Annotated in this window: 15 protein-coding genes; 7 read left to right on the top strand and 8 right to left on the bottom strand. The window is 59.1% G+C overall.

Annotated features, from left to right (window positions below):
- Positions 1-25 precede the first annotated feature (25 nt).
- Genes CWI75_RS06675 through CWI75_RS06655 form a run of 5 tightly spaced genes read right to left on the bottom strand, consistent with a single transcriptional unit; the run spans position 26 to position 4,777 of the window.
- Entirely contained in the window at positions 26-814 is a 789-nt protein-coding gene (locus tag CWI75_RS06675; RefSeq protein WP_101520700.1) for an enoyl-CoA hydratase, read from the bottom strand.
- Positions 815-830: 16 nt separating this feature from the next.
- Positions 831-1,613, bottom strand: a complete 783-nt coding sequence (locus CWI75_RS06670; protein ID WP_101520699.1) for an enoyl-CoA hydratase/isomerase family protein — start codon at positions 1,611-1,613, stop codon at positions 831-833.
- 35 nt (positions 1,614-1,648) lie between these two features.
- Complete coding sequence (locus CWI75_RS06665) at positions 1,649-2,782, bottom strand: CaiB/BaiF CoA transferase family protein (RefSeq protein WP_101520698.1); 1,134 nt, start codon at positions 2,780-2,782, stop codon at positions 1,649-1,651.
- A gap of 11 nt (positions 2,783-2,793) precedes the next feature.
- A complete protein-coding gene (locus tag CWI75_RS06660; RefSeq protein WP_101520697.1) occupies positions 2,794-3,567 on the bottom strand; it encodes an SDR family NAD(P)-dependent oxidoreductase in 774 nt (257 codons plus the stop codon).
- 34 nt (positions 3,568-3,601) lie between these two features.
- Positions 3,602-4,777 (bottom strand): acyl-CoA dehydrogenase family protein, encoded by a 1,176-nt coding sequence (locus CWI75_RS06655; RefSeq protein ID WP_101520696.1) that lies wholly within the window; start codon positions 4,775-4,777, stop codon positions 3,602-3,604.
- Between the two features lie 133 nt (positions 4,778-4,910).
- Here CWI75_RS06655 and CWI75_RS06650 point away from each other — a divergent pair, with 133 nt between their 5' ends.
- The 3 genes from CWI75_RS06650 (at position 4,911) to CWI75_RS06640 (ending at position 10,062) form a co-directional block, all read left to right on the top strand.
- Positions 4,911-6,149 (top strand): GGDEF domain-containing protein, encoded by a 1,239-nt coding sequence (locus CWI75_RS06650; protein ID WP_101520695.1) that lies wholly within the window; start codon positions 4,911-4,913, stop codon positions 6,147-6,149.
- Entirely contained in the window at positions 6,142-7,140 is a 999-nt protein-coding gene (locus tag CWI75_RS06645; RefSeq protein ID WP_241521108.1) for an AraC family transcriptional regulator, read from the top strand. The genes CWI75_RS06650 and CWI75_RS06645 overlap by 8 nt, the downstream gene beginning before the upstream one ends.
- A gap of 69 nt (positions 7,141-7,209) precedes the next feature.
- A complete protein-coding gene (locus CWI75_RS06640; RefSeq protein WP_479459232.1) occupies positions 7,210-10,062 on the top strand; it encodes a DUF748 domain-containing protein in 2,853 nt (950 codons plus the stop codon).
- On the opposite strand, the gene CWI75_RS06635 is transcribed toward CWI75_RS06640, so the two are convergent.
- Together CWI75_RS06635 and CWI75_RS06630 are read right to left on the bottom strand one after the other, a co-directional pair.
- On the bottom strand, positions 10,048-10,581 hold the full coding sequence (locus tag CWI75_RS06635; RefSeq protein WP_162300011.1) for a SprT family zinc-dependent metalloprotease: 534 nt from the start codon (positions 10,579-10,581) through the stop codon (positions 10,048-10,050). The two genes, CWI75_RS06640 and CWI75_RS06635, sit on opposite strands and share 15 nt — an antisense overlap.
- 19 nt (positions 10,582-10,600) lie before the next feature.
- Positions 10,601-11,503: a LysR substrate-binding domain-containing protein gene (locus CWI75_RS06630; RefSeq protein ID WP_101521003.1), complete on the bottom strand. Its 903-nt coding sequence runs from the start codon at positions 11,501-11,503 to the stop codon at positions 10,601-10,603.
- 119 nt (positions 11,504-11,622) lie between these two features.
- Between CWI75_RS06630 and CWI75_RS06625 the strand changes: the two genes are divergently transcribed.
- A complete protein-coding gene (locus tag CWI75_RS06625; RefSeq protein ID WP_101520692.1) occupies positions 11,623-12,396 on the top strand; it encodes a ferredoxin--NADP reductase in 774 nt (257 codons plus the stop codon).
- Here the strand turns inward: CWI75_RS06625 and CWI75_RS06620 are convergent, their stop codons facing one another.
- The gene (locus tag CWI75_RS06620; RefSeq protein ID WP_206604655.1) at positions 12,397-14,097 is read right to left on the bottom strand and encodes a class I adenylate-forming enzyme family protein; all 1,701 of its coding nucleotides are present in this window, start codon (positions 14,095-14,097) and stop codon (positions 12,397-12,399) included.
- A 191-nt stretch (positions 14,098-14,288) separates the two neighbouring features.
- Here CWI75_RS06620 and CWI75_RS06615 point away from each other — a divergent pair, with 191 nt between their 5' ends.
- The 3 genes from CWI75_RS06615 (at position 14,289) to CWI75_RS06605 (ending at position 16,557) form a co-directional block, all read left to right on the top strand.
- A complete protein-coding gene (locus tag CWI75_RS06615) occupies positions 14,289-15,308 on the top strand; it encodes a phosphotransferase family protein (protein ID WP_101520690.1) in 1,020 nt (339 codons plus the stop codon).
- Between the two features lie 18 nt (positions 15,309-15,326).
- Positions 15,327-16,094 carry a crotonase/enoyl-CoA hydratase family protein gene (locus CWI75_RS06610; protein ID WP_101520689.1) on the top strand — a complete coding sequence of 256 codons (768 nt, stop codon included), beginning with the start codon at positions 15,327-15,329 and terminating at the stop codon, positions 16,092-16,094.
- A 100-nt stretch (positions 16,095-16,194) separates the two neighbouring features.
- On the top strand, positions 16,195-16,557 hold the full coding sequence (locus CWI75_RS06605) for a thiol-disulfide oxidoreductase DCC family protein (RefSeq protein WP_241521107.1): 363 nt from the start codon (positions 16,195-16,197) through the stop codon (positions 16,555-16,557).

Below are 16,557 nucleotides of genomic sequence, written 5' to 3'. Positions count from 1 at the left end.
CAGCAGCTACGGGCGACGGAGTACATCAGTCCCGCTGCTTTTGTTGCTGTCCACGCTCTTGCACGGAGCTGCGCTGCGCAGCGATGTCAGCCCCGGAGACCTGGCGATTGGCATAGGTCATGACCTGCTTCTCCATGGCCAGACCTGCACCCATGGTCATCTCAAGGCCTTCATTAACCAGCGCCTTGTAGGCCTTCACCGTCCACGGTACGCAACTGGCGATATCTTCGGCCAGCTGTTGGCAGCTGTCGGACAAAGCTTCAGGTGCCACCACACGACTGACCAGTCCCCAGGCATCGGCCTGTTCGGCGGAAATGAAATTGCCGCTGAAGTGCGCCTCCCGCGCTCGACTCGGGCCAATAATACGCGCCAGTTTCTGTGATAACCCCCAACCGGGCGCAAGACCTACCCGGCAATGGGTGTCGGCAAAGCGGGCACCTGTAGCCGCGATGAGGATATCCCCCATCAGCGCCAACTCGAATCCGCCGGTGGCAGCGACACCATTGACCCCCACGATAATCGGGCGATCAAAACGTTCCATGGCGGCGTACACATCGTTTTCACCATGAATGGCAAACGCCGCAAGGCCCTCAGGGTGATCGCCCAGGGCCTTGAGGTCGAGACCGGCGCAGAATGCCCTGCCGTTACCGGTCAGCACCAGTGCCCGAATATCTTCATCTTCCTGCAACTCCCCCAGCGCCTGGCACAGTGTCTTCAGCAGCGAAGGCGACAATGCATTCATTGCCTGCGGGCGATTGAGGGTAAGCGTAGCTACCGGGCCATTGCGCTCGACGATCAGTTCTGCATCACTCATAAACCCGAACTCCTGATTATTTACCCTGCCAGACCGGAGGCCGCTTCGCCATGAATGCCGCGACACCTTCCTTTGCATCTTCACTGTCGATACAGAGCTTCTGCAGCGCGGCCTCCCGGGAAATGGTTTCGGCAACCTCGTGTTCCATGGCGAAATTGAGCGCCTGTTTGGTGTAGCGCAGCGACAGGGGCGCCTTGCCGGCCAGTTCCTGCGCCCATTGCAGGGTTTCCGCCAGCAGCGATTCCGCCGGCACAACACGGTTGCACAGGCCCAGTTCCTGGCAGCGCGCCGCGGCGAGCTTTTCGCCACCGACAATCAGCTCGTAGGCACGTTTGCGACCCAGGGTTCTCGCCAGGTGCCAGGTAGCCCCGCCATCCGGAATCAGACTGATGGCCGCAAATGCTTGATATATAAAGGCATTATCGGCCATCACCGTCAGGTCACAGACCATGGCAAAAGAACTGCCAACTCCCGCGGCGGCGCCGTTGACTGCACTGATCCAGGGCTTGGGTGCATCGGTAATGGCCATTAGCGCCGGCTTGTACTCGTTATTGAGCTGGCGCTCTACATCGAAATCGTCCCCTGCCACCTCGGCCAGGTCCGCGCCGGCGGAAAAGGCACGGCCTGATCCGGTCAGCACGGCGACACGCACGTTGTCGTCAGCGTTAACGTCTCGCACTGCCTGCAGGATATCGCGCCTTAAAGCCGCACTGAATGCATTCAGGCTGTCCGGACGGTTGAAGCTGACCAGGGCAACACTGCCGTGATGCTCTACCGTTACTGTTTCATAACTCGCCATTGTCTGTTTTCCTTATGAGAAGACTCCTGATGGATTTAACCGAAGCTACCGGATTCTCGCAGCTGGCGAATTTCGCTCTCGGCAAAACCCATGGCCGCCAGGGTGGCCTCGGTGTCTTCTCCCAGAGTGTGGGCACCGTGTGCAACCTGTGACGGCGTACGACTGAACCGGGGAGCAGGCGCGGGCTGGGTCAGGCCATCAACGTCAATGTAGGTATTGCGCGCGACATTGGCCGGATGCGCCGGTGCATCGACAAACGATAGTACAGGTGCGAAGCAGACATCGGTACCCTCCATCAACTCACACCACTGGGCCTGGGTTTTGCGTTTGAATATCGTCGCCAGCTTCTCGGTCAGTTCGGGCCAGCGTGACTGGTCATGCTGGTTGCCAAACTCGGCTTCCGGCAGTTCCGCCAGCTCCATCAGCAGGGCGTAAAACTGTGGCTCGATCGAGCCGATCGAGATGTACTCGCCGTCGGCGCACTCGTAGGTATCGTAGAAGTGGGCGGCCCCGTCCAGCATGTTGGCTTCGCGCTGGCTTGCATCCCAGGCACCAATGGCGTGGAAGCCGTGAAACATCCACATCAGTTGCGCCGCGCCATCCACCATCGCCGCATCCACGACCTGGCCCTTACCGGAGTTGGCGGCCTCGAGTAGCGCAGCAAGTACCCCATTCACCAGCAGCATGCCGCCGCCGCCCATATCCCCCACCAGATTCAGTGGCGGTACCGGTTTCTCGCCACGACGACCGGTGGCATACAGTGCCCCGGTGAGCGAGATATAGTTGATATCGTGTCCCGCGGCCTGTGCCAAAGGCCCCTCCTGACCCCAACCGGTCATGCGCGCGAAAACCAGGCGCGGATTGCGATCGAGACAGATATCGGGCCCTATTCCCAGTTTTTCGCATACACCGGGACGGTAGGGATCGATCAGTACATCCGCGTTTTCAATCATGCGCAGCAGTGTTTCCACGCCCTGGGGCTGCTTGAGATTGAGCACCACCGACTTTTTGCCCCGGGCGCTGACATCGCGCATCTGCCGGGGATCGGCCGCCGTGGCGCGCTCGATACGAATCACCTCGGCACCCATATCGGCGAGAATCATACCGCCCATCGGGGCGGGACCAATACCCGCAAGTTCGATGACGGTAAAGCCGTTCAAAGGACCCATTTTCTGCTCCCCTATCGTGGTTGCATGCGAATCGCGCCATCGAGACGGACGCATTCGGCATTGAGATAGTCGTTCTCGGCAATAAAGACTGACAAGTGCGCGATCTCTGCGGGCTTGCCCAGGCGGCGCGGGTAGCAGACGCTGTTCTCCAGCGACTTGTAGGCTTCCTCTGGCAACAGTTCAAACAACGGCGTATGGATCAGGCCCGGTACAATCGTGTTGACGCGAATGCCATAGCTGGCCAGATCGCGCGCCATTGGCAGGGTCATACCGACGATGGCGCCTTTGCTGGCGCTGTAGGCCAACTGCCCGACCTGGCCTTCCATGGCGGCGATGGAGGCGGTATTGATGATAACGCCGCGGCCACCGTCGTCGTTGATGGGTTCATTCTTTGCCATTTGTTCAGCGGCATAGCGAGACACGTTGAAGGTGCCGATGAGGTTAACATTGATCACCGGCATGAACTGATCCATGGGGAACACGCCTTTCTTGCCCAGCGTCTTGGTGGCGCTGCCGATACCGGCATAATTGTTGCAGATGTGAAGGGCGCCGAACTTCTCTACCACAGCGGCGACAGCTTCCCTGACCGAATCCTCTTCAGCCACGTTAACGCTCCAGAAAGCAACATTCTCGGCCCCAAGCGCCGCAATCACCTCATTGGCATTCGCTTCATTGAGATCAAAAATAGCGACCTTGACGCCCTTGGCAACGTAGGCTTCGACTGTTGCGCGACCCAGCCCTGAGGCACCACCCGTGACAATTGCGACTTTTCCTGCGAGTTCCATAACTTTTCTCCTTGTTGAAAATTGACGTTGGCGATTAAAAATTGCGTGTATTGAATGGCTTGTAATTATCCGACAGGCAGTCACGGCTGACGATAATCTTCATGACTTCCGAGCTTCCCGCGTAAATGGTCGCGATCTTTGCGTCCGTACACTGCCGGCTGATGGGATATTCATCCATATAACCGGCACCACCGTGCAGCTGTACGCCGAGGTCCGCAGCAGCGATCTGCAGCTCGCTCGTCACCAGTTTCGCCTTCGCAGCATCTATTGCCGTCAGGGCCCCATTATTGAACGCCTGTACGCACTGGTCGACATAAATCTGCGCGATATCCAGCTGGGTGCGCATTTCAGCCAGTTTGAACTGGGTGTTCTGGAAGGCCGCCAGCGGTTTGCCAAAGGCCTTGCGCTCACGAACGAATTCCGCGGTGAGGTCCCAGGACAGCTGTGCCGCGGAGAGATAGCCCGCCGCGCCAATCAGGCGCTCCTCCGCCAGCCCTTCCATCAAATAGATGAAACCCTTGCCCGGCTCCCCCAAAACATTGGCCTTGGGGATTTTGACGTCGTTAAAGAACAATTCTGCCGTGTCCTGAGCCTTCAGGCCCATCTTCTTCAGGTTGCGACCGCGCTCGAAGCCCTCCATGCCCCGCTCCACAATAAAGAGGGTCATGTGATGGGGATTATTCTCGGGATCCGTCTTGGCGGCGACAATAACCACGTCGGCGTTGATACCGTTGGAAATATAGGTCTTGGATCCATTAAGTACCCAGTGATCGCCTGCGTCAACGGCGGTACTGCGCATACCGGCCAGATCGCTACCGGCATCGGGTTCGGTCATGGCGATGGCCAGGATACTGTCGCCGCGCACGCAAGCCGGCATGAAGCGCTGGCACTGCTCTTCATTGCCGAAACGTGTAAAGTAAGGCCCTACCAGGCGACTGTGCAGGGTACTGTACCAGTCCCCGACCCGGGCATAGGCGGCCTCTTCGATAATGATTTGCTCAAAACGGAAATCGGGGTCACCCATGCCACCGTATTTTTCCTCGGGCCAGACCATGAGGAAGCCCTTTTCTCCCGCTTTCGCAAAAGCGGCACGATCAACAATCCCTGCGTCTCGCCAGCTTTCCATATGTGGCACAATCTCGGCGGAGAGGAACTTGCGGTAGGCGTCCCGGAACATTTGTTGCTCGTCAGTGAAGTCGCGTTGCAGCATGCGTGTTGCCTCGAATAAGGAGAAAATTGTGACGACACAGTATGCTCAGGGCAAAATTTCCCAACAATGACCTGTGCCGACAAATAAATTGACTTAAACTAACAGCGTTTTTCCGTCGAGGCCCGACCCAGCAATGGACAGCATGTTTGCCGATCACATTATCTATGCCCACTTCGGACTGGTGCTGGTACTCACGGCCGGCCCCCTGTTTGTGGTCTACGCGCTCAGTAACAGCGTCCAGCCTCCCGCCGGCCTGGGCTTTTTCACCGTCTACTTCATGCTCGCACTACTGGCCTGGATCGCCTTTGCCGTCGGCGGTACCGGCACCATTGCCATCAGCATGGACGTACCCGCTATCGCTGCAATGATCAGCAGCTACGCCCTGTTGCTCGCGGTGGGCCAGCGCGCGGGCATCAGCGTGGGCCACTACGCCATTGGTGGCCTCTGTGCAGCTGCCTGCATCGCTGTCATTATCCTGGCCGCCGTACCTTCTTTTCAGCTATATCTCGCTATTACTGGCCTGTTCTGGACGCTTGCCGGCCTGGTGAGCGCCTGGCACGGCTGGCGCAACCATAATCCCGGAGACGGTATCGTCGCGACTGCCGGACTGGTCGTGCTACTGACCATACCCGGCACGGCTTACGCGCTGCAGGTAGGCGAACTCCTGCCATCCTTGCAAAGCAATGTCTACAGCCTGCACGGCACCGCACATGCCATGGTCATTATCGGCTTCCTTACCAGCCTGGTGATTGACCGCCAGCAGCAACTCACCCGGTTGAACACGCTGGACCCTCTCACGCGTGTATTGAATCAACGGGGGCTGGAAAGCGCCCTCCATGTCACCCTGGCCAACGCCAGTCGCCACGGCCACCCCATTGCGGCAATCCTGCTTGACGTCAATGACCTCAGGCAACTCGATCACCAGTATGGTCGCGCCACCGGCGACAAGCTGCTGCAGAAAATCGCCCATTGCCTGGAGCAGGAGTGTCGCAGCAGCGATGTGGTATCCCGCTATGGCAATACAACATTCCTGATGGTACTGCCAAACACCAACCTGCCGCCCGCGCGCACGCTGGCGGAGCGAATTCGCAGGCGCCTCGAAGAACAACCGATGATCATAGACCAGGAGACCGTGGCGATAACTGTCAGCCTGGGCGTCGCCAGCCGCGAAGGCGACAGCGAGCTGGAAAACCTGTATCGGGATACCGAGCGGGCACTCAAGCTCGCCAGGCGCGGCGGGGCCAACCATGTGGCCGCGGTTGACCACAAGCCGTTACACATGAGTAACGGCATCGCAGCGGCCCGGCGATCCGACGCTCCGCGGTCCGGCGAACCGCGGTCCGGCGCTCCGGTGCCAGACGACGGTGCGTGAGCTCTCCATATCCGTTTACTTTGCCCGGGCTGTGCTGCGCAATGCGGTGGCGATCGGACTCGACCCAATGGCCCTGCTGCGCAAAAACCGGATTTCCCCGCGACTGATTCTGGAAGAAGGCGCCCGCATCTCGATCGAGCGTTTTGCCGACCTCCAGGCCAGCACCATGCTCGCCATGAACGATGAAGCCCTGGGCTACACCAGTCGACGCCTGCCCATAGGCACCTGGTCAATGATGTGCCACGCAGTCATCGGCAGCGCCACCCTGGGCCAGGCAATCAACCGCTACTGTCGTTTTTTTCAATTGTTTGACGCGTCGCCCTCCCCCTGTCTGCACGAAGCCTGTGACCTGGTCAGCCTGCGCCTGCAGAGCCATGACCTGGCCGATGTGCAGCCTTATGCCGCCGAGCTGATGTTGTTTAATGCACATCGCTTCGGCAGCTGGCTGGTGCAGGAGCATCTGCCCATACAGGCCGTCAACCTCAGTTATTCGGCCGCGGCGAAAGCCGATGATTACCGGCACATGTTTCTCGCCAATCCGGTACATTTTGAGGCCGAACACTGTGAACTGGTCTTTTCCAGCGCGCTGATGGAAAAACAGATTACCCAGACGGAACAAAGCCTGCGTCACTTTTTGCGGCACCCGGCGCTGATGATGCTCACCCAGGATTTTGCCCACAATAGCTGGACCGCACAGGTACGGGACCTGATTCGGCACCATCTTCACGAAATGCCGGAACTCGGGGCGGTAGCCAAAACCCTGGAGTTACACCCCCAGACCCTGCGTCGTCGCCTCTCAGCCGAGGGTACCACTTTCAAGGACATCAAAAACCAGCTGCGCCGCGACACGGCGCTGCACTTCCTGGGTAAACAGGGCCTGTCCATTGAAGAGATAGCCCATCGTTCAGGCTTTTCCGAATCCAGCGCCTTTATCCGGGCATTCAAGGGTTGGACCGGGGTCACTCCTTACACGTACCGCAAAGGTCTGTAGGCGTAATTGGCCAACTGCCGGCTACAGGCATAAGCTATATACACGTAACCTGCCCGATTTCGGACCGGTATCACAAGGAGGAACAACGTGCGCCAGACTATCAAGGCTGCGGCGATCGCCTATGTTACTTATCTTGCCCTGAGCATCCTGGTGCTCCTGCCAGCGCTGAATTTTCTGGCTCCCTCGCTGGCCAGGGATTACCTTAACCGGGAACTGAGTACCGAGCTCATTCTTTTCAATCCCTTCACTCTGGGTCTTGAGGTGCGGCAGGCTGCACTGGCAGAACCCGGCGGCGAGCCATTCCTGGAATTTGATCGTGCGGAAATCAACCTGTCGCTCGCCAGCCTGATAAAGCCGGGGCTGGTATTTGATGTCGTGGCGCTCGACAACCTCTATTTACATCTGCAACGCAACAGTGACGGCACCCTCAATATCAGTGACCTGATCGCGGATACGGACGAGGCGGACACCCGCCAGGAACCCGCAACCGAGCAACCGTTTCAGCTCACTATCGCAGAGCTGGACCTGTCGGCACGCCGCATTGATATCACTGACCAACAACATCCCCAGGGTTACCGCACGCACCTGGATTCGCTCAGCCTCGCGGTTACCAATCTATCGACGGTTATCGAAGAAGGGCAACCCTACTATCTGCAGGCCTCCACCGAAAGCGGCGGCCGCCTGGAATGGGAGGGCGATCTTTCAATAATAGCGGGCCACAGTGCCGGGGCCCTGCGCCTGGACAATATTCGCCTGCGTCCATTCTGGCGCTTTGCCGAACCCTGGCTCGCTTTTGAAGTAACCAGCGGATCACTGAATCTTGATACCGACTATGAGGTCAGCTGGCGCGACAATCTGCATTACGCTCTCAGCGGGGGTAGCCTGGAAATCGTGGATGTCGACATTAATCCCCGGGATACTGCCGACCTCCCTGACACCGGCGTCGGCATGAAGGCGCTGCGAGTAAAGGGCATTACGCTGGACGGCACCCAACAGTCGGTGACCGTGGAAGATGTAGCCGCCGAGGGGCTGGACCTGCGGGGCTGGAGTGATGGTGATCGAGTCAGCCTGATCGACCTGTTTGCAGTGTCTGCGGATGCGCCCCTGGTATCCGCAAATACCGAAGAAGATAGTGCAGGACCATCCTGGCAATTTCACCTTGACCAGGCTGCCCTGGGGGATAGTGAAATCAACTGGCGAACCGGGTTCACCGACCCTCCCGTGCTCACCGTCCAGCCACTCAGTGCCAGCCTGAATGACCTCAGCTGGCCGGCGAACGGGCCGAGCCCATTCAGTCTGTCGCTGACCATCAATGACACCAGCACCCTCGACAGTAGCGGGGAAATCAATGTGGGTTCCGGAACCGGCCACCTTGATTTTGATCTGCAGGCACTCTCCGTAGAGTGGTTTGAACCCACATTACCCGACGTTTTACGCGCCGAAATCGGCAGTGGCGAGGCGCAGACCAGCGGACGACTCACCCTCAAGGAATTCCAGCCACAAACCCTGACCGGCGAGGGCGGGGTCAGTAAGTTTTCCATGGTATTGCACGGCGCCGAAGAGGCGCTGACCCGCTGGCAGAACCTGGACTGGCGGGGCCTCGACGTCGATCTTGGCAAGCGCGATATCACCCTGGCCGAACTGCACCTGACCGGCTACGAAGGACGCCTGCACATCCAGGCCGACGGCACTATCAATGTACAGCAATTGCTGGAAGAGGATACCGACGCCAACGCCACAAGCGAGACTACAACGACAGCCCCCGAAGAAACGGACTCCGCGCAATGGCGCTTTTCTTTACCTCAAGTGTTTATTGCCAAAAGCCAGCTCGACTTCCAGGATGAGTCACTACCGATTCCATTCCGCACGGTGATCGGGGACCTTGATGGCACCATAACCGATGTGGGCTCAGATCCGTCGCGACCCATGCAGATTGATATCAAGGGTTCAGTCGATGGTTATGCCCCGGTCGATCTCTCCGGCACCGCAAGCCTGCTCAGTGACCCACCGATGCTGGACCTGGGCCTGGACTTCCGCGGGCTGGACCTGTCGCGCTTAACGCCCTATTCCAGCACTTATGCGGGTTACACCATTGCCCGCGGCACCCTCAACGCGCAGCTGCGGTATCGTCTTGAGAATGGCAGACTGCAAGGGGATAACGAACTGCTGATTGAGCAGCTCAGGCTGGGTGAGCGGGTCGCCAGCGACAAGGCCGTAGACCTACCCCTGAAACTGGCTATTGCCCTGCTGACCGACAGCAATGGCGTGATCGACGTGGCGGTACCGGTCAGTGGTGATATTGATAACCCCCAATTCAGCCTGGCCAGCGTTATTACCCGCGCCTTCGTCAACCTGATCGGCAGTGCGGTTACCGCTCCCTTCAGGTTGCTGGCCAACCTGGTGGGTAGCAGTGAAGACCTGCAAACCATCGATTTTGCCGCGGGCAGCGCCACGCTGGACGACCACGGTGAGGAAGAGTTGTCATCACTGGCCACCGCCATGCAACAACGGCCCGGCATTGCGCTGGTCATCGAGGGCCGGTTTGATCCGGTCACCGATCGCGCTCAGCTGCAACAACAGTTGTTTCGAAAATCCCTGCTTGCGGACGGCCTTGAAGAAAGCGATATCGCCCAGCGTAGTGCCGCCTGGGAAGCCGCCATCAGCGACCGTTATCTCGCCCTGGGCCTGGCTGCAAATGAGGAAACAGCGCCTTCCATCCTGCAACAGGCGAGGTTATTGCGGGATCGGCAGGAAGTGCCGATACAGCAGTTGCGGGACCTGGCCGCCGCACGTGCCGCCGCCAGCAAGCGCTTCCTCCTTGATGAGGGCGAAATAGAGCCTGGCCGTGTGGTACTGGAGCAGGTGGATCCGGAAACCGAATCTCACACTTTCAGCGGTGTTGAACTGTCAATCGATGTCTGATGCCGGCAACAGGGGGGAGTCACAATACCGGCATCGATAGCTGGCCTCGCCGCGCTCCATGCGATTGTGGCGTACGCTGGATACAGCGTGATCCCTGCAGGCACAGCGGTAACGGTGGCGTCGCTGTCGGCGCTGGGGCACACCGCTCAAGTCAAGATTGAAGGTGACCTCGGCGGGCACCCCGAACTGCTCCATCAACCAGCGCCATTCGACGCCATGAGGCCGCACCCTGCCCCGTCCCCAATGGCAATAGACCGCATAGTGGGCTACCTCATGAGGTACCGTATGTGCCAGGTTGTGCTCAAAGTATTTGGCGAAAATCCACGGATTGTAACGGATCCGGCAGTGCCGTCCCTGGGCCCTGAACATGCCGGCCGTCCTGCCCTTGAGGTCGAACATGACCGGAATCGGCGCCAGCTGCATCGCCAGTAACTCCTGCGCCCTGGCGATACATTCGAGAGTGAACTGCTCTACCTGCAACTGCTGTGCTTTGTTGATGGGAACCACGTGATCCGGCACCGCTGACTTACTCCTCTGGTCACCTGGTGGGCAGTGTACCCGAGCCCTGCTCAAGACACAGCTGCAGCCAGCAGCGCAGTGCCGCATTATGGAATTTTTTCCGATGCGTCACGATATTCAGCTGGCGCGTGAAATCGCGCGCCGGCACCTGCAGCGGCACCAGGGAGCCCCGGGCAAAAGCCTCCACCAGGCTTATTCGTGACAGGCACCCCACTCCCAAACCTGCTTCAACCGCACGCTTGATCGCCTCGGTATGCTGCAGTTCAAGCACAATCCGCAGATCCGGCAAGAGCCCGTGCATCGCGCGCTCGAAAGTCTGCCGGGTACCCGATCCCGGCTCTCGCATGATCCAGCCCAGGCTTTGCAAGTCCCGGTCGGACAAGGCGGCCTTGCTAGCCAGGGGATGCCCGGGAGCCGCGAACACCGTTAGCTCATCGTCCCGCCAGGGCCGGCTCTCGAGATCGGGATGGTTGAATTCGCCCTCCACTAACCCAATATCAAGTTCAAAGCCGGCCACTTGCTCGGCGATGGTTTTGGTATTGGCCACATTGAGTGCAATATCCGCCTGGGGATAGCGAGCCCGAAACAGGGCAATCAGCGGTACCGCAAGGTAATTACCGATGGTCAGGGTGGCACCGACCTGAACCCGGCCGCTGACCTCGTCACCCGAGAGGGATTGCTCAAACGCCCGGGCCTGGGCCAGCAGGTTTTCCGCCTGGGGACGCACCTGGCGGCCCAGTTCGCTAAGTCGCAGTCGTTTGCCCAACCGGTCAAACAACTGCACCCCGAACTGCTCTTCCAGTTCCCGCAATGCACCCGAAGCCGCAGACTGGGACATCGCCAGACCGGCGGCGGCCCTGCTGATATTCTCATCCTGGGCCGTGGCGACAAACACTTCTAGCTGGCGCAGACTGTAGCGCATGCGAAAGATCTCTATATCGGCTAAATGGATATTGTATATCTGAAAAAACCATTTTACCAATATATGACCAACCCTTAACCTGTCATCAACCTTTAAGCTCTACTGCAAGGAGTGAGACTATGGCCACGCTGCTGCGTGAACAAGTGACCGATATACACCACTGGACGGACCGGTTGTTCAGCTTCAAGACCACCCGCAACCCGGGATTCCGCTTTGAGAACGGCCACTTCACCATGATCGGGCTTGAGCGGGAGGGCAAACCCCTGCTCCGTGCCTACAGCATGGCCAGTGCCAACTACGAAGACAAACTGGAGTTTTTCAGTATCAAGGTGGCAGACGGCCCACTGACATCACATCTGCAGAATATTCGCGTCGGTGATGAGTTACTGGTCAACAGCAAGTCGACCGGCACCCTGGTAATGGACAACCTGCTTCCGGGTGGCACGCTGTATCTGCTCGCCACCGGTACCGGGCTGGCGCCGTTCATGAGTATCATCAAGGATCCCGAGATCTACGAGCGCTTCGACCGGGTAGTACTGGCCCACGGCTGCCGTCATGCCAGCGAGCTGGCCTACCGGGATGCGATTACCCAGGATTTGCCCGCCCACGAATACCTGGGCGACGACATCAGCAACAAGCTGTTTTACTACCCCACCGTTACCCGCGAGCCGTTTATTCATAATGGACGTCTCACCGACCTTTTGGCCAATGGCACCATGCCTGCAGACCTGGGGCTGGCGCCGATAGACCCGCAGCGGGACCGGTTCATGATCTGTGGCAGCCCGGCCATGCTCAAGGATATGACCCGGCTGCTCAACGAACGCGGTTTCAACGAATCGCGCCACGGCAAGGCCGCCCACTACGTGATTGAACGGGCCTTTGTGGAAAGCTGATCAGTGCGCGTCCGCCACCTGCAGTGATTCGCGCAGCTCGCGTTTGAGAAACTTGCCATTGGCGTTGCGTGGCAGGGGTTCGGAGAGAAACCATATATACCGGGGCACCTTGTAGGGGGCCAGCAGCCCCGCACAGTGCGCGCGCAGGTGAGTGGCATCCAGGCTGCTGTCGGGGTGGCGGTATACGGCCGCCCCGACTTCTTCACCCAGGCGTTCGTCAGCGACCGCAAAGACCACACACTCCAGCACATCCTCGTGTGCAAACAGGGCATTTTCCACTTCCGCGCAGTACACGTTTTCGCCGCCGCGCAACACCATGTCCTTGGCCCGATCAACCAGGAAGATAAAATCTTCGTCATCGATGTAGGCGATATCACCGGTGTGCAGCCAGCCATCGGTAATCGAGTCCGCAGTGGCATCGGGCCGGTTCAGGTACCCCTTGATTACCGGCGCGCCCCGGACCCAGAGTTCACCAATCTCGCCCGGGCCCAGGTCCTCACCCTGGGGTCCCACGCACTTGGCTTCCAGGGTTGGCATTGCCGGGCCAACACTGGCGGGTTTATCGACAAAAAAATCAGCCGAGACGGCAGCAATAATGCCACTGGTTTCGGTCATGCCGTAACCGGTATTAGGCCGCGCCGCCTTTGAGCGCTGCTGTATTTTTTCTACCAGGTCCGGCTGCAGGGCAGCGCCGCCGCCACCGAGTACGGTAAGGGACGAGGTGTCACGCCGCGCAAAATCAGGATGCATTAATAACTCACGCGCCATCATGGGCACCCCGTTGAATGTGGTCACGCGCTCTTTTTCTATCAGTTCCAGTGCTTCCGCCGCATCCCACTTGTACATATGCACCAGCTTGCCGCCGGCTATCGTCGTGGCCTGGGCCACACAATTATTGGCGGTCACATGGAACAGCGGCGTGGCCAGCAGGGAGTTGGGGGCCGGGGCAGTGCCGGCCGCCGGCGGTGTGGCGCCGCGAGCCATGGCAACCGCCATCGGCTGCACCGTGTTGATAAACGCAATATTGAAGATATTGGCGACGCAGCCACGGTGCGTCAGGCGTGCACCCTTGGGGCGCCCGGTAGTGCCTGATGTGTAGAAAATACAGGCGTCGTCATTGGGGTCCACTTTCACCTGCGGGAGCCGCGATTCGGCGTTGATCACGTCGACCCAATCCGTCGCCCAGTCCGGCGCCTCGTCATGCAAGCGCACGGCTACGACCTTGAGCTCGGGAAAACCATCGCGAATTTCGGCAAAGCGTTGCATGCGCTCGCGATCACAGATCATCAGTTTCGGCGCCGAGTCCTCCAGGGCAAACTGCATTTCGTGGGCCACCCACCAGGCGTTCATACCGACCACAACGGCACCCATCGAGGTTATTGCCCAATAGGCGAGCATCCATTCGGGGTAATTGCGCATGGCAATGGCGACCCGGTCTCCAGGACCGATACCCTGGCCATGCAGCCAGTGCGCGATACTGGCGGTATAGGCATGGGCCTCGCTATAGCTGCAGCGCTCACTGTCGTAAATCAGGTACTCCTTGTCGCCATGAGCAGCCGTACTCAGCCAGATCTCCCGCAGCGACGGCGGCACGTTGGCATAACTGCGGATCGGCACGCCATCGACCTCGATGGTCACCACCTCAAAGGGCTGCCCCGCGGCTGTAAGCTGAGTCCATGACTTCTTCAATTCTTCGTACACGGCGCTACCTCTGTTAGACTTGTGATTTTTGACACAGGCAGCATACCCTGCGCCGGGAGTCTGCTCAACGGTGACGGGTATCTGTAGCCCTGGGTCAATTTTTTTGTCGCGGTGTGTCATTGTCCGGTCGTAAGCCGGGCCACACACTGCGATGCTGACTGAAACGATTACTACTATAAGCAAGGATCTTCATGAGCGCACAGCAAGTTGATATCGAGCGTCTGACTGCCTATATGGCTGAGCATGTTCCCGGATTTCACGGTGACCTGACCGCGGAGAAGTTTCCGGGCGGCCAGTCCAACCCGACCTTCAAGCTGACGGCGGGTGATACGTCCTATGTATTGCGGCGCAAGCCGCCGGGTGAGCTGCTGCAGTCTGCACACGCAGTAGACCGCGAGTTCCGTGTAATGACCGCGCTCCGCGATACCGATGTCCCGGTACCCCGTACCTACGCCCTGTGTGAAGATGAAAGCGTGATCGGCTCCATGTTTTTCATCATGGAATATAAGGAAGGACGCATCCTCTGGGACCCGGTACTTCCCGAGGCGGCTGACAATGCCGAGCGCAGCGCCATTTATGACGCCATGAACCAGACCATGGCGGCGTTGCACAATGTTAACGTGGAAGCAGTAGGACTCGCTGACTACGGCAAGCCTGGCAATTATTTTGAGCGCCAGCTGGGTCGCTGGACCAAGCAGTATCGGGCCTCTGAAACAGAAGTCATGTCAGACATGGAAACCCTGCTGCGCTGGTTGCCCGCAAACATGCCCCAGGATGATGGCACCGTCAGTCTGGTGCACGGTGACTACAGGCTGGACAACATGATGTTCCATCCCACCGAACCCAGGGTAATCGCCCTGCTTGACTGGGAGCTTTCAACCCTGGGGCATCCGCTGGCGGACCTCGCCAACCAGTGCATGGCCTGGATGTTGCCACGGGACAGCAGCATGAAGGGTCTGGCGGGCGTTGACCGCAAGGCCCTCGGCATCCCTACCGATGAAGAATACATTAACCGCTACTGCGAACGCACCGGCCGCGATGGTATCGAGAACTGGGATTTTTATCTGGTCTTTTCCCTGTTCCGTCTCGCCGCTATCGTCCAGGGCATCAAGAAAAGGTCCCAGATCGGCACCGCGTCCAGCGCCGAGGCAGATGCCCGCGGCGACCTGGTCGGTCCGCTCGCGCACCTCGCCGTACAACTCATCAAATAAATACACAGGAGCAATACTATGAGCGACGAACCGGTACTGGTAGAAATCAAGGATGGCATCATGGTGGTTACCCTTAACCGCCCCCAGGCAAAAAATGCCGCCAACCGTGCGCTGGCGGAAGGGGTTGCCGCCGCAATGGACGAGCTGGACAGCAATGATGACCTGCGCGTCGCCATTCTTACCGGCGCCGGAGGCACCTTTTGTTCCGGAATGGATTTAAAAGCCTTTGTATCCGGAGAGGTGCCCCATATTGAAGGCCGTGGTTTCGGCGGTCTCACCGAGCGCCCCCCGCGCAAGCCACTGATTGCGGCAATAGAGGGCTATGCACTGGCCGGGGGTCTGGAGCTGGCGATTTCCTGCGACCTCATCGTTGCCGCAGACAACGCCAAATTCGGCATCCCGGAGGTCAAGCGAGGCCTTGCCGCAGCAGCGGGTGGCCTGGTCAAGTTGCCACGCCAGATCCCTCCCCGCCTGGCGATGGAAATGGCGCTTACCGGTGATTTTATCGACGCCGGACAGGCGCAGGCCATGGGCCTGATCAATCGAGTGGTGCCCCAGGGAACCGCGCTTGAGGAAGCCCTTAAACTGGCTGCCGCAATCGCCGCCAACGGACCGCTGGCGGTCGCCACGAGCAAACAGGTGATTCTGGAATCTGCCGACTGGTCACGGGAGGAGATGTGGCAGAAACAGCAGGAGCTGGTGAACGCCGTATTCGTCAGCGAAGACGCCATTGAAGGCGCTACCGCTTTCGCCCAGAAGCGCGCTCCCAACTGGAAAGGTCGCTAGGATCCACCCTCACCGGGCGAGCGCCGATGCTCGCCCGGCTTTCGCGAGCAAATATACTCCGCGACACATCCACCACACCAGGGTCTGCGTATCTTCCCGTATGTTAAAAACACAGCAGACTGTTGCCATGCCCGACACGCTCTATTATGACGGCCAATGCCCCCTGTGCAGCAAGGAAATGGACAAACTCGGGACTCTTTGCGATGGCGGGCTGGAACTGCGCGACATTCACCAACTGCCGGCTTCCGACACCCTGCCCGACCGTGAAACACTGCTGCGCACTCTGCATCTGCGCACCGCTGACGGCCGCCTGCTGACTGGCATCGACGCCAATGTCGCGGCCTGGCAGCACACCCGCCTGGGGCCACTGTGGGCCTGGCTGCGGTGGCCACTGATCAGGCCCTGCGCTGATTTCTTCTACAACCTCTGGGCACAGCGACGCTACCGTCGTCTTTATCCCTGA

Origin of the sequence: Kineobactrum sediminis (genome assembly GCF_002868715.1) — a bacterium.
In the GTDB taxonomy this organism is placed as follows: domain Bacteria; phylum Pseudomonadota; class Gammaproteobacteria; order Pseudomonadales; family Halieaceae; genus Kineobactrum; species Kineobactrum sediminis.
Note: the sequence above shows the minus strand (reverse complement) of the source record. Positions and strands in the feature narration are given on the sequence as shown.

Excerpts from the sequence above, each read along its gene's own strand:
- CWI75_RS06675 (WP_101520700.1), bottom strand. The coding sequence starts at position 814 with ATGAGTGATGCAGAACTGATCGTCGAGCGCAATGGCCCGGTAGCTACG.
- CWI75_RS06670 (WP_101520699.1), bottom strand. The coding sequence starts at position 1,613 with ATGGCGAGTTATGAAACAGTAACGGTAGAGCATCACGGCAGTGTTGCC.
- CWI75_RS06665 (WP_101520698.1), bottom strand. The coding sequence starts at position 2,782 with ATGGGTCCTTTGAACGGCTTTACCGTCATCGAACTTGCGGGTATTGGT.
- CWI75_RS06660 (WP_101520697.1), bottom strand. The coding sequence starts at position 3,567 with ATGGAACTCGCAGGAAAAGTCGCAATTGTCACGGGTGGTGCCTCAGGG.
- CWI75_RS06655 (WP_101520696.1), bottom strand. The coding sequence starts at position 4,777 with ATGCTGCAACGCGACTTCACTGACGAGCAACAAATGTTCCGGGACGCC.
- CWI75_RS06650 (WP_101520695.1), top strand. The coding sequence starts at position 4,911 with ATGGACAGCATGTTTGCCGATCACATTATCTATGCCCACTTCGGACTG.
- CWI75_RS06630 (WP_101521003.1), bottom strand. The coding sequence starts at position 11,503 with ATGCGCTACAGTCTGCGCCAGCTAGAAGTGTTTGTCGCCACGGCCCAG.
- CWI75_RS06625 (WP_101520692.1), top strand. The coding sequence starts at position 11,623 with ATGGCCACGCTGCTGCGTGAACAAGTGACCGATATACACCACTGGACG.
- CWI75_RS06615 (WP_101520690.1), top strand. The coding sequence starts at position 14,289 with ATGAGCGCACAGCAAGTTGATATCGAGCGTCTGACTGCCTATATGGCT.
- CWI75_RS06610 (WP_101520689.1), top strand. The coding sequence starts at position 15,327 with ATGAGCGACGAACCGGTACTGGTAGAAATCAAGGATGGCATCATGGTG.
- CWI75_RS06605 (WP_241521107.1), top strand. The coding sequence starts at position 16,195 with ATGTTAAAAACACAGCAGACTGTTGCCATGCCCGACACGCTCTATTAT.